Consider the following 18,893-nt stretch of genomic DNA (forward strand, 5'->3'; position numbering starts at 1 on the left):
TCCGGGAAACCGGGGGCCCCTCATGGACTGTGAGAATCGAAATGACCGTAACCCTCAAGCCGTCCGCGCCCCCGGCGCCGGCGCACAAGCCCAAACCCTCTTTCCGGCAGCGCCTTAACGTCTGGGATTTCAAGGCGTCGCCGTACCTCTACATCTCCCCGTTCTTTCTCCTTTTCGCGCTGGTGGGCCTTTTTCCGCTCATCTACACGTTCTACGTGTCCCTCTACGACTGGCACCTGCTGAAGGGCCAGGGCGAATTTGTCGGACTGGGCAATTTTGCCAATGTGCTCGCGGACCGCTTCTTCTGGAACTCGCTCTTCAACACCATGAGCATCTTCCTGCTTTCAGCCATTCCGCAGCTGGCCGGCGCCCTGCTGATTGCCGCCGTGCTGGACCAGAACATCCGGGCCAAAACCTTCTGGCGCATGAGTGTCCTGGTCCCCTACGTGGTCACCCCCGTGGCCGTGGCACTGATCTTCACGAATATGTTCGGCGAAGACTACGGACTCATCAACAGCATCCTGGGGAACTTCGGAATTGATCCCATCATGTGGCGGACCGAGACCTTCCCCAGCCATGTGGCCGTGGCCAGCATGGTCAACTGGCGCTGGACCGGGTACAACGCCCTGATCCTTCTCGCCGCCATGCAGTCAGTGCCGCGGGAAATCTACGAATCCGCAGCCCTGGACGGTGCCGGTGCCTTCCGGCGCTTCTTCAGCATCACCCTGCCGAGCATCCGGCCCACCATGATTTTCGTGGTGATCACCTCCACCATCGGCGGACTGCAGATCTTCACCGAACCGCGCCTCCTGGACCCGACGGAAGCCGGCGGCTCCCAGCGGCAGTTCCAGACAACGGTTCTGTACCTCTGGGAAATGGGGTTCCAGCGCAAGGACTTCGGCGAGGCCTCTGCCATCGCGTGGCTGCTGTTCCTCCTGATCATCGTTGTCGGGATCATCAACCTGGCCCTGTCCAGGCGGATTGCCTCCGGCGGCCCGTCCCGCGGCCGCACCGCCGTGAAAGGGAAGAAAAAGTGAGTGTCATAGAGCGCAAGGCCGCGCCCGGACGGGAACCGGTACCGCCCCGCAGAGGGCCGAGTCTGCGAAACCGGGCCTTCGGAAACGGGCTTCGCCCCGGGTTCCTGACGTACGGTCTGCTGCTGGCCTTCTTTATCGGTTCCGCCTACCCGCTGTGGTGGTCGGCGATAGTGGGCAGCCGGTCCAACGAGGCACTGGGCCTGACCTATCCCCCGCTGCTGCCGGGCGGCAACTTCTGGACCAACGTCGGCGAGGTGATGGACACCATCCCGTTCTGGACCGCACTGTGGAACAGCGTCCTGATCTCCAGCATCATCACGGTGTCAGTCGTCATCTTCTCCACGCTGGCGGGGTATGCCTTCGCCAAACTGCGGTTCCGCGGCAACGGGGTGCTGATGGTTGCGGTGGTGGCCACCATGGCCATACCCACCCAGCTGGGCATCATTCCGCTGTTCATGGTGATGCGGACCCTCGGGTGGACGGGCGAAATCGGCGCGGTGATCGTACCGACGCTCGTGACGGCATTTGGTGTCTTCTTTATGCGCCAGTACCTGGTGGACGTGATCCCGGACGAGCTGATTGAGTCCGCCCGCATGGACGGGGCCAACATGATCCGGACGTTCTGGCATGTGGCCCTGCCCGCCGCCAGGCCGGCTATGGCCATTCTCAGCCTGTTCACCTTTATGTCGGCCTGGACTGACTTCCTTTGGCCGCTGCTGGTGCTCGACGCCGGAAACCCGACCCTCCAGACGGCACTCAGCCAGCTTCAGTCCTCCCGGTACGTGGACTACTCGGTGGTCCTGACCGGCGCAGTACTGGCCACCATCCCCCTGCTTGTGCTCTTTGTGCTGGCAGGCAAACAACTTATATCCGGAATTATGCAGGGAGCAGTGAAGGGCTAATGACAAACAACACCCCGGAATGGAACAACTTCCCGGCCGGCTTTATCTGGGGCTCCGCGACGGCGGCTGCCCAGGTTGAGGGCGCCGCCGCCGAGGACGGGAAGGAAGAGTCCGTGTGGGATGCCTTCGCGGCCGTCCCCGGCAACGTCCGGAACGGCGACACCCCCGCCGTGGCCGTGGACCATTATCACCGGATGCCCCAGGATGTGGCGCTGATGAAGGACCTGGGACTGGACTCCTACCGGTTCTCCACCAGCTGGGCACGGGTGCGGCCAGGCGGCCGGGACCTCAACCGGAAGGGCCTGGACTTCTACTCCCGCCTCGTTGATGAACTCCTTGAAGCCGGCATCCTCCCCTGGCTAACCCTGTACCACTGGGACCTCCCGCAGGCACTGGAGGAGGCAGGCGGCTGGACAAACCGGGACACCGCGTTCCGGTTCGTGGAGTACGCCCAGGACGTCTATTCGGCCCTGGGCGACAGGGTGGCCCACTGGACCACCTTCAACGAGCCCTTCTGCTCCTCGCTGCTCGGCTATGGTTCGGGTGCGCACGCGCCCGGCCGGCAGGACCCCCGCGCAGCAATTGCCGCCGTCCATCACCAGCACCTCGCCCACGGCATGGCAGTCACCGAGCTGCGCGGACTTGGAGCCAGGGAGCTGGGCATCACCCTCAACCTGAGCAACTCGATCCCCCGCGACGCGGCGGACCCGGTGGATGTGGAGGCCGCCCGGTTGTTCGATTCCCTGCAGAACCGGATTTTCCTGGACCCGATCCTCCGCGGCGCCTATCCGGAGGACTCGCTCCGCGACCTCGAACCGTACGGCCTGCACGAACTGATCCTGCCCGGTGACATGGAAACCATTGGGGCGCCTATCGATTTCCTGGGCGTCAACCACTATCACGATGACCAGATCAGCGGGCATCCGGACACCTCCGGCTCGGATGGGCACGGCGGCGGTTCCGGACGGCCCACGGCCTCACCATGGATCGGGGCGGAGCACATCACCTTCCCCAGCCGCGGCCTGCCCCGCACGGGGATGGACTGGGAGGTGAACCCCGGCGGCTTGCGCACGCTGCTGCTGCGGCTGGGGGAGGAGTATCCGCAGCTGCCGCCGCTCTACATCACGGAGAACGGGGCTGCCTACGACGACGAGGTGCTCGAAGACGGGAGCGTCCCGGACACGGAACGCACCCGGTTCATCCTCGACCACATCCGGGCGGTCTCGGAGGCCATCTCTGCGGGAGCCGATGTCAGGGGCTACTTTGTGTGGTCCCTGCTGGATAATTTCGAATGGTCCTGGGGATACAGCAAGCGTTTCGGCATTGTGCGGGTGGATTACGAAACGCAGGAACGGACGGTGAAGGACAGCGGCCATGCCTACCGGCAGCTCATCGCCGCGGGCAGGAGCACGGCCGCGGCGGCCTCAGCGGTGTGAGGTCCCGTAAGCTGGGCATCGGCCGAATGTCCCGGCCCCGGTCCCGAGGGAGAACATGGTGAACGCTGAGCCCGGCCAGGTCCGTCCTGCCCCGACCCTGGAAATGGTCGCGGCCCTGGCCGGGGTGTCCCGGGCAACGGTGTCCCGGGTAGTCAACGGCGCATCGTCCGTTGATCCGGGACTCACCGCCTCGGTGCAGAAGGCCGTGCAGGCCCTGAACTATGTACCTAACCGGGCGGCGCGGACACTGGCGAGCCGGCGTACTTTCACGGTCACCCTCCTGGTCCCGGAATCCACCTCGAAGGTCTTTGCGGATCCGTTCTTCGCCGCCGTCGTTGAGGGCGTTGCGCGGTACCTGAACACCACTGAGTACATGCTCAACATGGTGACGTCCTCGGAATCGAATCCGGAGAAAACCCGGCGCTACCTGTTGGGCGGCAACGTGGACGGCGTCCTGGTGGTCTCCCACCATACCGGCGACCACTCCTGGGCCCATCTGGACGGTTCCCTGCCCCTGGTCTTCGCCGGGCGGCCGCTCCTGAACTCCGCGGATGCGTACTTCGTGGAGGTCGACAATGAAAAGGGCGCCGCCACTGGCACCGCCCGGCTGACCGGATCGGGACGGACGAACATCGCCACCATCGCCGGTCCGCAGGACATGCACCCGGGCGTGGACCGTCTCGCGGGCTGGCGGGGCGAGGTTCTCCGCGCCGGGCTGACAGACGCGCTGGTGGAAATCGGCGACTTCACGGTCGCCTCCGGTGCGGCAGCCATGCGGCGGCTGCTGGACCGCGGGGCACCCCTGGACGGCGTGTTCGCCGCCAACGACCAGATGGCCGCCGGCGCGTACTCGGTCATCAGGGAGCACGGCCTGCGCATCCCCGAGGACATCGCCGTCGTCGGTTTCGACGACGACTATTACGCCACCAGCCTCACGCCCGCGCTGACTACTATCCACCATCCGATCTCCCTGCTGGGCGAGAAGATGGCCGAGGTACTGGTGGACCTCATCGAGGGCCGGCCGGCTGAGCGGATCACTCGCCTGCCGACCTCGCTTGTGGAGCGGGAATCGGCTTAAGGGCAAACCAAAAAGCGGACCCCCACTTTCGTGGGGGTCCGCTTTTATGTGGTTACTGCAACCGGGTCGCCGAAGCGACTAAACCGGAATTAGTTGCCCGTGAGCTTCTCGCGCAGTGCAGCCAGTGCTTCGTCGGAAGCCAGCGTGCCGGCACCCGTCTCAGCAACAGCCGGCTCGGAGGAGTAGCTGGTGGTGCCGGAATCGTTGGATTCCGATGCAGCTGCAACATCCTCCGAGTTGTGCTGAGCAACCTGCTTCTTGTGGGCTTCCCAACGGGCCTGGGCGTCAGCGTACTGCTGCTCCCAAGCGGCACGCTGGGTCTCGTAACCTTCGAGCCATTCGTTGGACTCGGGGTCGAAGCCCTCCGGGTACTTGTAGTTGCCGGCTTCGTCGTACTCTGCGGCCATGCCGTACAGAGCCGGATCGAACTCGGTGCCCTCGGGATCGACACCCTCGTTGGCCTGCTTGAGGGACAGCGAGATGCGGCGACGCTCGAGATCGATGTCGATGACCTTGACGAACAGTTCGTCGCCAACGGAGACAACCTGCTCGGCGAGCTCCACGTGGCGGACAGCCAGCTCGGAGATGTGGACCAGGCCTTCGATGCCGTCTTCGACGCGAACGAACGCACCGAACGGAACCAGCTTGGTGACCTTACCCGGAACAACCTGGCCGAGGGCGTGGGTGCGGGCGAAGGTCTGCCACGGATCTTCCTGCGTAGCCTTCAGCGACAGGGAGACACGCTCGCGGTCGAGGTCAACTTCCAGAACCTCAACGGTGACTTCCTGGCCAACTTCGACAACCTCGGAGGGGTGGTCGATGTGCTTCCAGGACAGCTCGGAGACGTGAACCAGGCCATCTACGCCGCCAAGGTCCACGAATGCACCGAAGTTGACGATGGAGGACACAACGCCGGGACGAACCTGGCCCTTTTCCAGCTTGTTGAGGAACGTGGAACGAACCTCGGACTGGGTCTGCTCGAGCCATGCACGGCGGGACAGAACAACGTTGTTGCGGTTCTTGTCCAGCTCGATGATCTTGGCTTCGATCTGCTGGCCGATGTACGGAGCCAGGTCGCGGACACGACGCATCTCCACGAGGGATGCCGGCAGGAAGCCGCGCAGCCCGATGTCGAGGATAAGACCACCCTTGACAACCTCGATGACGGTACCGGTAACGACGCCGTCTTCTTCCTTGACCTTCTCGATGTCGCCCCAGGCACGCTCGTACTGTGCGCGCTTCTTGGAGAGGATCAGACGGCCTTCTTTGTCTTCCTTGGTGAGCACCAGGGCTTCGACCTGATCGCCAACGGAGACAACGTCTCCGGGATCAACGTCGTGCTTGATGGAAAGCTCGCGGGAAGGAATGACACCCTCGGTCTTGTAACCGATGTCGAGCAGGACCTCGTCGCGGTCGACCTTGACAACGGTGCCTTCGACGAGATCGCCGTCGTTGAAGTACTTGATCGTTGCGTCAATCGCGGCGAGGAAGTCCTCGGCAGTACCGATGTCGTTGATGGCGACCTGCGGGGTACCGGACTTCTCGTTGGTGGTGATGGTCATGTAGTTGGGACTCCGATGTGGAAGTTGTTTTGTATTCCGGGCTGGTTTCCACTTAACCGGCAGCAGGCCTAGCGGCCGCCGCAAGCAAGATACTTGCCCAAGTGCAGGCCCTAGGCACGAAAACGCCTCTGACACACAGCTTGTTTGCCCGGAGATGGACAGGATGGGTAATAACTCGCGCTATTACGCGCCCGATCAGTCTAGCCGGACGCGCCAACGCAGGTCAAAGGGAGACGGTCATCCGGAGCCCGAAAAAATCACGCGGGCACTCAGGTGGTCAGAAATGGGTACTGCAGTACGGTGCCGGGCCGGCGCTGAACATCCCGTCCAGTACGGCCAGGGCCTCCGGTGTACCGCGCACCCCGCCTGCTGCGGCAAGGGTGCGGGCGGTGACATCACCAAGATACAGGGAGCCGAGCGCGGAGATGTCCACGGTGGCCTGCGGTGCCTGCGCTGCCGTTCCGGGAGCGATCGCCCGGACCGTCCCGGCACCGCCCCTGACCTCAAGAAGCCAGGTGCCGGCGGCGAAGCCCAGGGGGTCGCTGACATCCAGGGACACCGTACCGTCCCCGAAGTACCCGCGGGCTTCCAGCGCGGCCCTGGTATCCAGGATCCGCAGCCAGAGCACGTCCTCCACCTCGGTGACCTTGTAACGCCGCCGGTCCGCGAGCATCCACGGCAGCGGATCCGCGACAGGGGCAGCACCAAAGGTCAGCCGGTCCACCAGGTCAATGGCCCCGAGATATCGCCAGAGCTCGCGGTAGGCCTCATCGCTGGCGGCCACCAGGTCAGTGACCTTCATGGTGTGGGGTTCGTTCCGCCATCCCAGCGACTTAAAGGCGGCATAACCGTCCGGGACGCCGTCCGCGGTGTACCTGATCACGCCCCGCAGCGCCTTGTCCGGTTGTGTGGTCCCGTCACTCCATGCTCCGGAGGCACGCAAGGCGTAGCTGTGCTGCCTGCCCAGGGCACCGAAGGTCCGTTCCAGGTGCGCCCGGAAGATTTCCGGGGCGAGGGCCTGCAGCTTTCCGCCGTCAGCCACTGCAATGCTGCCTTCCGGCGGCGCGCTGACCTCCAGTCCCCCGCGGGTATCCAGCTGGACGGTGGCGGTGGAGCTGGCGGCGCCGAAACCGAACCGTCCGTAAATGGTGGCTTCGGAGGCGGTTAGCGCGGCCAGCGCCAGGCCGGACTCCTTCGCACGGGCAAGGTCGCCGGTGATGAGCCGGCGCAGGATGCCCCGCCGCCGGTGGGTGGGCCGGACGGTCACCATGGTGATCAGATGGGCTGCGAGCAGGTCGGCTCCACCCACATTCAGTCGGTTCACCATAGTGGCGTAGGTAGCCACCGGCACCGCCGGGTCCCAGGCATATTCAGGCGCGGCGTCGTCATAGACGCCGGTCAGGATCCGGCGGTCCCGCTGGTAGGCATCCACCATGGCCGCCACGTCCGACGGCGTCTGGCGCTCCTCATGGAACCCCAGGTTCACCGCGTCAACCCAGTTCAGCGTCCGTGTGTCGGCGGACTCGGGATTTGCGGCGTCGTATCCGGCGGGAAAGGAGACGAACCGCAGTCCATCGGCACTCCGGCTATCTGACTCGGTCATTCCTGCCCCCGTAGCTCGCATTGTTTCCTGCAGCCTAGAACATCCGGCCGCCCGTTGCAGGCGGCCGGATGCCGGAGCGTACCGGGAAAGGCGGGTCAGTGCCCTGCTTCGTGCCAGCTGATGCCCTGGCCCACGGAGACGTCCAGCGGCACCGAGAGGTCAGCGGCGGCGCCCATCTGCGCCCGGACCAGCTTCTCAACCGCATCCCGCTCGCCGGGAGCGACTTCGAGCACCAGTTCGTCATGGACCTGCAGCAGCATCCGGGACTTCAGGCCCTGCGCCTTGATTTCGGTGTCCACGCCGAGCATGGCCTTCTTGATGATGTCCGCTGCCGAGCCCTGGATGGGGGCATTCAGAGCGGCCCGCTCGGCCATTTCGCGCAGCTGGCGGTTGTCGCTGGAAAGATCCGGCAGGTACCGGCGGCGGCCCTCGATGGTGGAGGTGAAGCCGTCCTTCCGGGCCTGCTCGACGACGCCGCGCAGGTAGTCACGCACGGCACCGAAACGTTCGAAGTAGTCACGGATCAGGGTGCGGGCCTCGTCCACCGGGATGGCCAGCTGCTTCGAGAGGCCGAAGGAGCTCAGGCCGTAGACCAGGCCGTAGGACATGGCCTTGACCTTGGAGCGCATGGCACTGGTGACTTCTTCGGGCGCCACGTTGAACACATGCGAACCGACGAAGCGGTGCAGGTCCTCACCGGCACGGAAGGCCGAGATCAGCCCTTCGTCGCCGGAGAGGTGCGCCATGATGCGCATTTCAATCTGCGAGTAGTCGGCCGTCAGAAGTTCCTCGTACCCTTCGCCCACCACGAACACCTCACGGATGCGGCGGCCTTCCTCGGAGCGGATGGGGATGTTCTGCAGGTTCGGGTTGACCGAGGACAACCGGCCGGTGGCTGCCACTGTCTGTGCGTATGTGGTGTGGATGCGGCCGTCGTCGGCTACGGACTTCCGCAGCCCTTCGACGGTGGAGCGCAGCTTGGAGGCGTCGCGGAAGGCCAGCAGCTGCTCCAGGAACGGATGCCCGGTCTTCACAATGAGGTCTGTCAGCGCATCGGCGTCCGTGGAGTAGCCGGTCTTGATTTTCTTTGTCTTCGGCAGGCCGAGTTCGTCGAAGAGGACGGCCTGCAGCTGCTTCGGGGAGCCGAGGTTGATTTCCTTGCCGATGATCCGGAAGGCTTCCTCGCTGGCGTGGGTGATGGTGGCGCTGAAGTCATCGAGCAGCCGGTCCAGCTTCTCTCCGGAGACCGCGATGCCCGCAAGTTCCATTTCGGCCAGGACTTCCGAGAGCGGCAGCTCCAGCCCGCCCAGCAGCTGGTTCGCGCCGCGCTCCACCAGCTGACCGGCAAAATGCTCGCTCAGGCGCAGGGCGGCAAAGGCCTTGGACACAGCGGGGGTGGCGGCGTCCTCGTCACCCAGGGACAGCTCGAGCTGGTTGCTGCCTGCCGCCGCCGGCACAATGTTCATGCGCAGGTGGTACTGGGCCAGGTCCGCGAGGTCATAACTGCGGCGGTCCGGCTGGATGAGGTACCCGGAGATGGCAGTGTCATCCACCTCGCCGGCCAGGTGCAGGCCGCGGGCGGACAGCGCCTTGTAGGCTTCCTTGAAATCGTGCACCACCTTCGGAGCGTCCAGATCAGCGAGCCAGGCAGCGAGCACCTGCTCCGCGTCGGCGTCGAGCTCGGTCAGCGGCACATAGGCGGCGGAGGCGTCCGTTACCAGGGCGATGCCAACGACGTCGCGGGACGCGGCGGTTCCTTCAGTCACCAGCTGGACGGCGGTCCGGGCCTGGTTGGTGGCACGCAGCCAGGCCTCCAGCGCGGCGGCATCGGTGATGATGCTGTGGGCCGGGGCAGCGACTTCGGCGTGTTCGGGGCCGGCGGCTCCTTCTTCCTCGCCGTAGACGTCAAAGAGCCGCTTGCGCAGCGCGTTGAACTGCAGGGCATCGAAGAGTTCCTCGATGGCTTCCCGGTCCGGACGCTGGGCGGCCATGGCGTCCAGGTCCACCGGGAGGTCAAGGTCCCGCAGCAGCCGGTTGAGCCTGCGGTTACGCTTGACGTCCTCAATATTGGCGCGCAGCGAATCCCCCACTTTGCCCTTGATGGCGTCCAGGTTCTCCAGGATGCCTTCGAGCCCGCCGTAGAGCTTGATCCACTTTGCAGCCGTCTTGGGCCCTACGCCCGGAACTCCGGGAAGGTTGTCGGCGCTCTCGCCTACGAGCGCGGCCAAGTCGGAGTATTTGTCCGGCGGAACCAGGTATTTCGCCTCGACTGCGGCGGCGTCCATCCGGGGCAGGTCCGAGACGCCCTTCTTGGGGTAGAAAACCGTAACGTGGTCATCCACCAGCTGGAACGCATCGCGGTCACCGGAGACCACCATGACATCCCAGTTGCGGTCCGAGGCCTTGGCGGCCAGGGTGGCAAGAATGTCATCGGCTTCATAGCCGTCCATGGACAGGGTGGGGATGCGCATGGCTTCCATGACCTTGATGATCAGGTCCACCTGCCCGTGGAACTCCTCGGGCGTCTTGTTCCGTCCGCCTTTGTACTCGGTGTACTCCTCGGAACGGAACGTGGGGGTATCCAGGTCGAAGGCCACCGCCACGTGCGTGGGCTTCTCTTCCTTGATCAGGTTGATCAGCATGGAGGTGAATCCATAGACGGCGTTGGTGTGCTGGCCGGTGTCCGTAGAGAAATTCTCTGCCGGCAGGGCGTAGAAAGCCCGGAAGGCCATGGAATGGCCGTCAATAACCAGGAGCCGGTTATGGCCGCCGGCGTTGACGCTGCCCAGGGAAGCCGGAGCAGCGGCGGCAGTTCCGTCGGCGCTCACCGTGCCGGTTCCGGTGCCGCTCCCGCCGGGAGTTTCGAGGCTTGCGCTGTTGCTGTCTTCAAGGGGTTTTGCGGCCAGTTTGGTAGATTCACTCACAAATGCAAGCCTAGTTGCCATGAGCGAGATTTTCACGCCGGGCCAGGCCGGCTCCGAGGCGGACACGAACCCGTACAAGCGCGACCTGATCGAGGCCGGCATTCCGGAGGAAATGCATGAGTGGCTCTCCTCGCACGGCCCCGGCCGCCTGGTGGTGAAACTGGGCATCCGCTTCCTGGAGATGTCACCGGACCGGCTTGTGGCCACCATGCCGGTGGAGGGCAACGAGCAGGTGGCCGGAATCCTGCACGGGGGCGCCCACCTGGTCCTGGCGGAAACCCTCGGTTCCTTCGGCGCCGGCATGCACGCCGGACCGGGCAGGCACGCCGTGGGCATTGAGATTGGTGCCACGCATCACCGGTCGGTTTCCTCAGGTCTGGTGACCGGAACCGCCACCGCCGTGCACCTTGGCAATACCCTTACCACCCACGAAGTGGTCATGACCGATGAACAGGGCCGCCGGCTCTCCACCGCACGGATCACCAACATGATCCGCGAAACCCGCTAGCCGAACCCGTAGCTAAGCAGGACACTGCCGTCGGCGGACGGCCGCGCAGCCAGCAGCCGTGCGGACCGGCCGGCTGCCGACGGCAGGACCGGTTGTCCCGCGCCCAGCACTACCGGATGAAGTGTCAGGCGCAGCTCATCCAGCAGTCCGTGCCGGAGGTACTGCCCCGCCAGATCCGCTCCGCGCAGCCAGATGTCCCCGCCGTCGGCTGATGCCGCGATGTCGGCTGCAAACTCCGCCACCGGTCCCCGGACAAACATGATGTCCGCCCCTTCAACGCCGGGAAACTCATGGTGCGTGTAGACCCAGACAGGGGCCGGCGGACAGTCCCAGGCTCCCGTTCCCTCCTCTTCCACCTGCCTGCGGAGCCGCGCGTAGGTGCCTGCCCCCATAACGACGGCGCCTGCCGGAGCGGGCACCTCGCTGCCTAAGGGCTCCAGTCCGGCGGCATCAAATCCGTCCAGCGAAGCTGACGCGTAATACACGGCCCGGCTCATGGGCCCATGCTAGCCAGCGCGGGTTCCGCGGGAAACGGTGTTCCCTGGAAACGGTGTTGCCGCGAAACCGTGTTCCCGAGAAACGGCGGCGATAGACAGCTGCCCGGAAGCAGGTGCGCGGCCGGATGCCCCCGGGTCCCGGGCGGCGGGCGGCGGGCGTCGGGCGGAGCCCGAGAGGAATAGACCCGCGGGGCTCGGGGTTGTCCGCCTATGGAGTGAACCTGCCGCTGCCGGCGTCCCACGGGGGCGCGGACGGCGGCGATCTACAGGAAGAGTTACTTAGTGAATTTGTTTTCCCCCATGACCGCGGGCAGCCTGAAGCTGTCCAACCGCCTGGTAATGGCACCGCTGACGCGTCAGCGTGCCGGACGGGAAGGTATCCCAGGCCCCCTGATGGTGGAGCACTACCGTCAGCGTGCGTCCCTGGGGCTGATTGTCAGTGAAGGGACCTACCCCTCCCGCGAAGGGCAGGGGTTCCCGGGCCAGCCCGGCCTGGTTGATGCTGAGCAGCTGGACGGATGGCGGAAGGTTACCGACGCCGTACACGAAGCCGGCGGCAGCATTGTGGCACAGGTGATGCATGCAGGCCGGGTGACCCACACCAACACCACGGGCGGACTGGAACTGGTGGCGCCGAGCGCCATCGCAGTGGACGGGCTTTCCCACACCTATGACGGCAAGCAGCAGTATCCCGTGCCGCGCGCATTGGAAACCGAAGAACTGGCCAGGGTCATCGATGACTTCGTCCGTGCCTCACGGGACGCGGTGGATGCCGGGTTCGACGGCGTGGAGCTGCACGGTGCCAACGGCTACCTGCTGCACGAGTTCCTCTCCCCCACAGCCAACCTGCGGACGGACGGCTACGGTGGCAGCCCGGAAAACCGCGCGCGCTTTGTCATCGAAACCGTGCGCGCCGTCGCTGCGGAGATCGGTGCCGACAGGGTTGGCCTGCGGCTTTCCCCCGAACACAACGTCCAGGGCGCGCTCGAGACGGACCCGGCCGATGTGCTGGCCACCCACGGCGCACTGGTGGATGCCATTGCCCCGCTGGGCCTTGCCTACCTCAGCCTCCTGCACCGGGACCCCGCCGGTGAGCTGGTGCAGACCCTGCGCAGCCGTTTCGGCGGGCCGGTATTCCTGAACTCCGGCTTCGGCGTCATCACTACCCGGGACGAGGCCGTGGCGATGCTGGCCGACGGCCTGGCGGACGCCGTCGTTGTGGGACGCCCTGCCATCGCCAACCCGGACCTCGCCCGGCGCTGGGAGGAAGACCTGCCGCTGAACACTCCGGACGCCACCACGTTCTACTCCTTCGGCGCCGAGGGCTACACGGATTACCCGTTCTACGTTCCGGAGCACGCCGCGGAAAGCGCCGTTCGGAACTGACGGCGCTCCTCCCCCGGACAACGGAAAAGGCCTGCAGGATCATCACGATCCTGCAGGCCTTTTTGCCTGTTCTGTGCAGCGTAAGCCGCGCAGTTAGCCGTGCAGCGCCGGAACGATCAGGTAGATGCCGTACAGAACTGCTGCGCCGCTGAGGGCAAAGCAGGCAAAAGCGCCGGCTTTGGCCAGGGCAGGACGGGTTCTTGCGGGGGTGCCGGTGTCCTCATCGAGGGAGACCGCGTAGAGACGGACCCCGAAGGAGTAGATACCCACAACCGTCAGCGCGGCGAGGAGGGTGACCCCGAAAACCGTGAGGTAATCCAGCCAGTGGATGTTCATTTGGAACCTTCCTTGAGCTTGCCGGCAGCCTTGCCGCCGCCCTTGCTTCCGGTATTGCCCTGGCCGCTCTTGGCGCCCTGGTTCTTCCCGCGGGACTTGCCCCTGCTCTTCTTGATCCTGACCACCTCACCGGCACTCTCAATGTTGGTGACGGCGTTGTCGTGACCAACTCGGTTGCGGCGGGACCAGAGGAAAATACCGAGGATGACGGCAGTGCCGACGACGGCGTCCACCACCACGCCGACCATGCCCAGCTGGGCGATCATTGCGGTAACGGCGCCCATGGCGGCGGCAGCCGGGAGGGTGAGCAGCCAGCCGCTGCCGACCCGGCCGGCGGTACGCCAGCGCACCTCGGCACCCTTGCGGCCCAGGCCGGACCCGATGACCGAGCCGGAGGCTACCTGCGTGGTGGACAGCGCGAAGCCCAGGTGGGAGGAGGCCAGGATGGCGGCCGCGGTGCTTGTTTCAGCGGCGAATCCCTGTGCCGGCTTCACTTCGGTGAGTCCGGTTCCCATGGTGCGGATGATGCGCCAGCCACCTGCGTAGGTACCGGCGGCAATGGCGACGGCGCAGGCGGTTACCACCCAGAACTCCGGGCCGGTGCCGGCCGTCTGGAGTCCGCCGGCAATCAGGACGAGGGTGATCACACCCATGGTCTTCTGCGCGTCGTTGGTGCCGTGAGCCAGGGCCACCAGGGAGGACGAGAAAATCTGGGCGTACCGGAAGCCGCCGCGCCGGCGCGGGAGTTTGCTCCCGGAATCCGGATCATGGCGCCGGGTGATGCGGTAGGCGAGCTTGGTGGCCAGGTAGGCGACGAAACCGGCGATCAGGGGTGCGATCAGCGCTGGCAGGATCACCTTGGACATCAGAACCGAGAAATCCACGGCGCCAAAGCCGGCACCCACCACGGCGGCGCCGATGAGGCCGCCGAACAGGGCGTGGGAGGAGCTGCTGGGCAGTCCTTTCAGCCACGTGATCAGGTTCCAGATCACCGCTCCCATCAGGCCCGCGAAAATCATGACGGGGGTAATCTGTATGCCCCCGTCGCCTTCGCGGATCAGGCCGCCGGAAATGGTTTTGGCTACTTCGGTGGAGAGGAAGGCGCCGACCAGGTTCAGCACTGCGGCCAGGGTTACGGCGGTTTTCGGCTTGATAGCACCGGTGGCGATGGGGGTGGCCATCGCATTGGCGGTGTCATGGAAACCATTGGTGAAATCGAAGAACAGTGCTAGCGCGATCACCAGCGCGACCATAAGGGTGAGGTCCACCACATACCTAACTAAAGACAGTTTGAAGGAATCCGCGCTGCGGGTACTGCCTCGGCACGTTGTTTCCGCCGGGGCCCGCTTCGCGCCTGAATGATCGTATGCGCTTGGGTGGGCGGGTACCAAAGCCGGGGATGTGCGCTTGGTCTCCTCCGGGACCGTGCACCGCGGATCAGGCGGAGACCGGGTGGTGCAGGGAGGGGCTTCCGGGCCGGAGGAAGCATTGCCCTCATATCTGTATTCCGGTCCGGTTCCCGCGGCTGCCGTCCAGCTCGATGTCGACGACGCTGTTGGCCAGGGGGAAGGACAGCCGCCTGCTGTGGGTGGTGGACCCGTCCGGCTCAATGACACTGAGGATGTACACACCGGATCCCGGCAGCGGCAGCTCATAGTTCCCGCCGTCATCCGACCGGGTGGAAATGGAGGCCTCTCCTCCCGGCCGCAGCAGGATCAGCAGGGCCGCCGGGACGGCACGTCCTTCCTGCCGCACGGTGCCGGAGAGGGTCCGGCGGTTCCGGAAGCGGACGTCGTGTTCCTGCTGGACGCCGGGGAAGGCCAGCACCTCGGTGACCGGCTGCCAGGCAGACTGTGTGGCCACCACTGCGTAGTGGCCATCGCCCGGAAGCACCACGCTGTACCGGCCGGCATCGTCTGCACGGGCCCAATCCACCCGGTTTCCCGCGGCATCCAGGGCGGTCACCGTTCCGCCGGGCACCGGACCGCTGTCGGAGAGCATCCTGCCGCGGAGCATGATCTCCTGCTTTTCATCCGCCGGTTTCGGCTGTTCCTGCCCCGGGGCGGGATGCAGCTGCGGATGGGTTGCCTCGCGCCGCTGTGAACGGGGCACCAGGCAGGAGACCCCCGTGGCCAGGAGCGCCGCCAGTCCGGCGAAGACGAAGATGGTGCGGAAGGCATCCAGACCGGGGTAGACCGTACCGTCCACGCGCAGGGTCAGTGACGTGAGTATGGTGGCTACGGCGGCACTGCACGTGGATGTTCCGACCGAGCGCAGCAGCGTGTTGACGCCGTTGGCGGCGGCGGTGTCCGTCAGCGGCACGTTGCTCATAATGATGGTCGGCATGGCGGCCATGGCCATGGCCGTACCCACCGATACGATCACTGCCCCGATGATGATCTGGGTGACGGAATGAACAAGGAGCACTCTGGAGGCGTAGCCTGCGGCCATCACGGCGCAGCCGGAGACCAGGGTGGTCCTGGCTCCAAAGGCGTTGGTCAGCCGGGCGGAGACAGGGGCCGCCGCCACCATCGCGAGCCCTGATGGAATCATGGTCAGTCCGGCCCCCAGCACGCTCAGGCCGAACCCGAAACCTGTGACCGGTGAGAGCTGCAGCTGCTGGGTGGTGACCAGCATGTTGGCGTACATCGAGAACCCGACCAGTACGGCTGCGGCGTTGGTGAGCAGGACCGGCCGCCTGGCAGAGGTACGCAGGTCCACCAGAGGCGCTCCGCTGCGCAGCTCGGCCGGAAACCAGAGGGCAAAAAAGACGGCGGTTGCGGTAAAGAGGCCGATGATCGGGTAGGTCGTCCAGCCCCACACGCCGCCCTTGCTGATGGCCAGCAGCAGGGCGGTCATTCCGGCTGAAAGCAGCAGGGCCCCGGTGTAGTCGAAGCGGCCGGGGGTCCGCACGTCGGACTCGGGGACGAAAACAAAAACGCCCAGCATAAGGACGGCGGCAATCACGCCGACCACCCAGAAAGTGGCTTCCCAGCCCAGCCGCTCATAGATCAGCCCGGACAGCGGCAGACCCAAAGCGCTGCCAATGCCGAAGCTCGCGCTCATCATGGAGACCGCGCCGGCGATTTTCTTTTGTGGAAGCGCGTCGCGCAGGATGCTGATGCCCACCGGGATTACGGCTCCGGCAAAGCCCTGGAGGCCCCGGCCGATCAGGGCCCAGGTGAACGTACCGCCGAGAGATGCGGCAAAGGCGCCGGCGACCATCATGGCCATGGCGAGCAGCAGCATTCGACGCTTGCCGAACATGTCCGCCAGGCGCGAGACGATGGGCGTTGCCACCGCGGCGCAGAGGAGCGTTACGGTGACCATCCAGGACACGTCATCGCTGGTTACCCCGAAAATGCGGGGGTACTCCGGCAGAAGCGGAACCACTGCCGTCTTTTCCAGCGAGACGACAATGCCGCCGCATGCCAGCGTCGCAATGACCAGCCAGTCCGGGTAGACCCGTTTGCGCCGTGCCACCGGTGGCGTGCTCATACCTGCCTTCGGTTCAGCCCCGCGAGATCGGAATCTTCGTTGACGAGGCTCCGGGCTCCGGCACCGGTATGCGGACCTCCAGAACGCCGTCGTTGTAGGTGGCACTCACCCCGTCCTGGTCGCTGCCTGTGGGCAGTGGAATCTCCCGCGAAAAGGAGCCGTAGCGGAACTCCGAGCGGTATCCGTGCCGGTCCTTGTGCTCCGTCTCCTGGCGCCGCTCGCCTTTTATCTGCAGGACACCGTCGCTTACGGTGACGTCCAGTCCGGTATCGGGGTCAATGTCGGGAAGTTCGGCGCGGACCACCATGGTGGAGCCGTCCCGGTATTCCTCCACGGGGAAGGCCGGTACATCCCAGTCACCTTCGAAGAATTTCCGTACCGGTTCCGGCAGCTCGAAACGTTCCCGGCGTGCAAGTGAGGCCATGCGATTCTCCTGTTGCTATGGTCCCGGCAGGGCGGACTCCGGTGCTGCGCGGAGCCCGGACGGCGGGGACGGTGGTGAATCTCGGTTCCAGCAAGGTTATGCCCGGCTACCGGCGGGCTCAATGCGGGGCAGGCGAAACCAGGCGGGCAGCACCTGCTTTGGCAGGGCTTTGGCGGCCGTGCCGGCAGTGCGGAGCGGGAGCCTAGTAATGGATTTTCGCCCCGCGTATAGTTTTTCGTGCGCGCTGCCCTGTGGGGATATGACCGCCGTTCACTGCGGCCTTGCCGGTAGGCATTCCGTCGACGAGAGGGTTCCAAAATGGCGCAGAAAAAACCTGATTCAGTGACCGTCAATCCCATATTCGCCCGTCCGGGCGAGGAAACGTCAGCCCCGAAGTTCAAACTGAATGACGGGCAGATGCTGCCCGAGACCGCGTACCAGATTGTGCATGACGAGACCATGCTCGACGGCAACGCCCGCCTGAACCTGGCGACCTTCGTGAGCACCTGGATGGACGACTACGCCAACCGGCTCTACAGCGAGACGTTCGACAAGAACATGATCGATAAGGACGAATACCCGCAGACAGCGCAGATTGAACAGAACTGCTGGCGCATCCTCGCGGATCTGTGGCACTCCCCCAATCCGGAGGGCACTATCGGCACGTCCACGGTGGGCTCCTCCGAGGCCTGCATGCTGGGCGGGCTGGCGTTAAAGCGGCTGTGGCAGCACAAGCGCCGCAGCGAGGGAAAGTCCGTGGATAAACCGAACCTGGTGATGAGCTCGGCTGTGCAGGTGTGCTGGGAAAAGTTCTGCAACTACTTCGACATTGAAGCCCGGCTTGTTCCCATCAGCGAGGAGCATAAGTGCCTGGACGGTTTTGAACTGGAAAAGTACGTTGATGAGAACACCATCGGCGTGGTCGCCATTATGGGTGTGACCTATACCGGCATGTACGAACCCGTGAAGCAGATTGCCGCCAAGCTGGACGAGATCCAGTCCTCCACCGGCCTGGACATCGCCATCCACGTGGACGCCGCGTCCGGCGGGATGATTGCCCCGTTTATCCAGCAGGACCTGGAATGGGACTTCCGCTTGGAACGGGTCCACTCGATCAGCACGTCCGGACATAAGTACGGGCTGGTTTATCCCGGCCTCGGCTGGGTGGTCTGGCGTGAACGCCAGTGGCTGCCGGAAGACCTCATTTTCTACGTCAGCTACCTCGGCGGGGACATGCCCACCTTCGCGCTGAACTTCTCCCGGCCCGGGGCGCAGGTAGTGCTGCAGTTCTATCTGTTCCTCCGGCTGGGCAGGGACGGTTATGCCAAAGTGCAGCAGGCCTCCCAGGACGTGGCGCTTTACCTGTCCAGCAACATTGCGGAGATCGGTCCCTTCGAGCTGTGGAATGACGGCTCCGACATCCCGGTCTTCGCGTGGCGGCTGAAGGAGGGGCATACCGATAAGTGGAATCTCTACGATCTGGCGGAGCGACTGCGCACCAAGGGGTGGCTGGTTCCCGCCTATCCCATGCCGGATGACCTGGCGAACCTGACAGTTGAACGGATTGTGGTCCGCAACGGTTTGAGCATGGACCTGGCGGACAATCTGCTCACGGACATCCGCCGGGAAACCGCGTACCTGGAACAACTGAGTGCGCCCATGCCCCGCGAGTCGGAGCACCCCGGGTTCCACCACTAATCCC

15 protein-coding genes are annotated in these 18,893 nt (G+C 65.0%); 7 read left to right on the forward strand and 8 right to left on the reverse strand.

Features of this window, described 5'->3' with window-relative positions; all coding sequences use genetic code 11:
- Positions 1 to 41: 41 nt before the first annotated feature.
- The 4 genes from AC5RVB_RS04250 (at position 42) to AC5RVB_RS04265 (ending at position 4,453) form a co-directional block, all read left to right on the forward strand.
- The gene (locus AC5RVB_RS04250) at positions 42 to 1,037 is read left to right on the forward strand and encodes a carbohydrate ABC transporter permease (RefSeq protein WP_227901943.1); all 996 of its coding nucleotides are present in this window, start codon (positions 42 to 44) and stop codon (positions 1,035 to 1,037) included.
- 62 nt (positions 1,038 to 1,099) lie between these two features.
- Positions 1,100 to 1,939, forward strand: coding sequence for a carbohydrate ABC transporter permease (locus tag AC5RVB_RS04255; RefSeq protein WP_227901986.1), 840 nt, complete (start codon positions 1,100 to 1,102; stop codon positions 1,937 to 1,939).
- Positions 1,939 to 3,375 (forward strand): GH1 family beta-glucosidase, encoded by a 1,437-nt coding sequence (locus tag AC5RVB_RS04260; protein WP_494142046.1) that lies wholly within the window; start codon positions 1,939 to 1,941, stop codon positions 3,373 to 3,375. The genes AC5RVB_RS04255 and AC5RVB_RS04260 overlap by 1 nt, the downstream gene beginning before the upstream one ends.
- A 55-nt stretch (positions 3,376 to 3,430) precedes the next feature.
- Positions 3,431 to 4,453, forward strand: coding sequence for a LacI family DNA-binding transcriptional regulator (locus AC5RVB_RS04265; protein WP_494142047.1), 1,023 nt, complete (start codon positions 3,431 to 3,433; stop codon positions 4,451 to 4,453).
- A gap of 89 nt (positions 4,454 to 4,542) precedes the next feature.
- On the opposite strand, the gene rpsA is transcribed toward AC5RVB_RS04265, so the two are convergent.
- The 3 genes from rpsA to polA all read right to left on the reverse strand — a co-directional run bounded on the left by rpsA (position 4,543) and on the right by polA (position 10,542).
- Positions 4,543 to 6,015, reverse strand: coding sequence for a 30S ribosomal protein S1 (gene rpsA / locus AC5RVB_RS04270; RefSeq protein ID WP_227901950.1), 1,473 nt, complete (start codon positions 6,013 to 6,015; stop codon positions 4,543 to 4,545).
- Between the two features lie 277 nt (positions 6,016 to 6,292).
- The gene (locus AC5RVB_RS04275; protein ID WP_494142048.1) at positions 6,293 to 7,618 is read right to left on the reverse strand and encodes a GNAT family N-acetyltransferase; all 1,326 of its coding nucleotides are present in this window, start codon (positions 7,616 to 7,618) and stop codon (positions 6,293 to 6,295) included.
- 95 nt (positions 7,619 to 7,713) lie between these two features.
- Complete coding sequence (gene polA / locus AC5RVB_RS04280) at positions 7,714 to 10,542, reverse strand: DNA polymerase I (protein WP_423723363.1); 2,829 nt, start codon at positions 10,540 to 10,542, stop codon at positions 7,714 to 7,716.
- Between the two features lie 19 nt (positions 10,543 to 10,561).
- Here polA and AC5RVB_RS04285 point away from each other — a divergent pair, with 19 nt between their 5' ends.
- On the forward strand, positions 10,562 to 11,050 hold the full coding sequence (locus AC5RVB_RS04285) for a PaaI family thioesterase (protein WP_227901953.1): 489 nt from the start codon (positions 10,562 to 10,564) through the stop codon (positions 11,048 to 11,050).
- Here the strand turns inward: AC5RVB_RS04285 and AC5RVB_RS04290 are convergent.
- Positions 11,047 to 11,547 (reverse strand): dihydrofolate reductase family protein, encoded by a 501-nt coding sequence (locus tag AC5RVB_RS04290; RefSeq protein WP_227927842.1) that lies wholly within the window; start codon positions 11,545 to 11,547, stop codon positions 11,047 to 11,049. The two genes, AC5RVB_RS04285 and AC5RVB_RS04290, sit on opposite strands and share 4 nt — an antisense overlap.
- 300 nt (positions 11,548 to 11,847) lie before the next feature.
- On the opposite strand from AC5RVB_RS04290, the gene AC5RVB_RS04295 reads away from it, so the two are divergent.
- The gene (locus AC5RVB_RS04295) at positions 11,848 to 12,933 is read left to right on the forward strand and encodes an alkene reductase (protein WP_494142084.1); all 1,086 of its coding nucleotides are present in this window, start codon (positions 11,848 to 11,850) and stop codon (positions 12,931 to 12,933) included.
- 93 nt (positions 12,934 to 13,026) lie between these two features.
- Here AC5RVB_RS04295 and AC5RVB_RS04300 read toward each other — a convergent pair whose 3' ends face one another.
- The 4 genes from AC5RVB_RS04300 to AC5RVB_RS04315 all read right to left on the reverse strand — a co-directional run bounded on the left by AC5RVB_RS04300 (position 13,027) and on the right by AC5RVB_RS04315 (position 17,191).
- Positions 13,027 to 13,269, reverse strand: coding sequence for a hypothetical protein (locus AC5RVB_RS04300; protein ID WP_231709669.1), 243 nt, complete (start codon positions 13,267 to 13,269; stop codon positions 13,027 to 13,029).
- Complete coding sequence (locus tag AC5RVB_RS04305; RefSeq protein WP_494142049.1) at positions 13,266 to 14,537, reverse strand: inorganic phosphate transporter; 1,272 nt, start codon at positions 14,535 to 14,537, stop codon at positions 13,266 to 13,268. Before AC5RVB_RS04305 ends, AC5RVB_RS04300 begins: the two co-directional genes overlap by 4 nt.
- 226 nt (positions 14,538 to 14,763) lie before the next feature.
- Complete coding sequence (locus AC5RVB_RS04310) at positions 14,764 to 16,767, reverse strand: MFS transporter (protein ID WP_494142050.1); 2,004 nt, start codon at positions 16,765 to 16,767, stop codon at positions 14,764 to 14,766.
- A 13-nt stretch (positions 16,768 to 16,780) separates the two neighbouring features.
- On the reverse strand, positions 16,781 to 17,191 hold the full coding sequence (locus tag AC5RVB_RS04315; protein WP_227901957.1) for an Hsp20/alpha crystallin family protein: 411 nt from the start codon (positions 17,189 to 17,191) through the stop codon (positions 16,781 to 16,783).
- Between the two features lie 318 nt (positions 17,192 to 17,509).
- Between AC5RVB_RS04315 and gad the strand changes: the two genes are divergently transcribed.
- Entirely contained in the window at positions 17,510 to 18,889 is a 1,380-nt protein-coding gene (gene gad, locus AC5RVB_RS04320) for a glutamate decarboxylase (protein WP_227901958.1), read from the forward strand.
- The last annotated feature ends 4 nt before the right edge of the window (positions 18,890 to 18,893 follow it).

The sequence above is a fragment of the Arthrobacter sp. Y3225209 genome, from assembly GCF_059090685.1.